1 protein-coding gene is annotated in these 941 nt (G+C 77.3%); it reads left to right on the forward strand.

Going from position 1 to position 941, the window contains the following annotated elements:
- Positions 1–262 precede the first annotated feature (262 nt).
- Positions 263–823 carry a helix-turn-helix domain-containing protein gene (locus GUY61_RS41405; RefSeq protein ID WP_166634935.1) on the forward strand — a complete coding sequence of 187 codons (561 nt, stop codon included), beginning with the start codon at positions 263–265 and terminating at the stop codon, positions 821–823.
- The last annotated feature ends 118 nt before the right edge of the window (positions 824–941 follow it).

Genomic DNA, 941 nt, shown 5'->3' on the forward strand with positions numbered 1-941 from the left:
GCGCGGGGGCGATGACGGGCACGGTCCGGGAGCGGTTCCCGAGGGGCACGGAGGCCGGGGGAGGCACCGGGGACAGCCGTTGTCCGCCCCTTCCGCAGGCTCCGCCTCGGCGGCGGGCGCCCACGCGGGCGGCACTCCGGGCCAGGTGCCGTCCGCGGGTGGGACCGGTGGCGGCACGCGCCGCCGGGCGGCATCCGCGGACGGGAGCGGGACCTCCGACCACGGGCCGGGCCCGGCGGGGGCGGGCTGTCAGGCGCCTGCCGTGCGGGTCACGAGTCCCGCGCGGGCCGCGACCGGCCGTCCTGCTCGTGCCACGAGTCCTGCCCCGCGCGGCGGGGAGAGCCGTACCGCCGCTCACCACCTCGCGGAGTTGTTCGCCGCACACCCCGCGCTGCGGCTCGCGCTCGGACCCGTCTGCCACGGAGTCGAGGGCTTCCGCCGCAGCCACCGGGGCGCCCGCGAGGCGCAGCGCGTCGCCCGGCTCGGTCCGCCGGACCAACGCCCGCCGCTCACGGACTACTCCGATGTCGGGGCCGTCGCGCTGATGACCGCCGACCCCGAGCACGCACGCTGGTTCGCCGCCGAGACGCTCGGCGCGCTCGCCGCCGACGACCCGCGCACCGCGGAACTGCGCGAGACCCTGCGTGCCTACCTCGCCGAGGGACGCAGCCCGCAAGGCGCCGCCGAGCGGCTGTTCGTGTCCCGCAACACCGTGACCTACCGGATCAGGCGGGCCGAGGAACTGATGCGCCGCCCCCTGGACACGGACGGCCTCTTCGTCCGCCTCGCCCTGGAGATCACCCGCCTGCTGGGCCCCTGCTGACGGCTCCCCGCCGTCCGACTGTGCCCGCCGCACAAGCCCGGTCCGGAATTTGGGCGTCGGAGCCAAAGCCGCCCCGTGACCTCAGCCGTTCACTGCACGCAGGGACACGCACCAAGCC

It is taken from the genome of Streptomyces sp. GC420 (genome assembly GCF_009916105.1).
Lineage (GTDB): Bacteria > Actinomycetota > Actinomycetes > Streptomycetales > Streptomycetaceae > Streptomyces.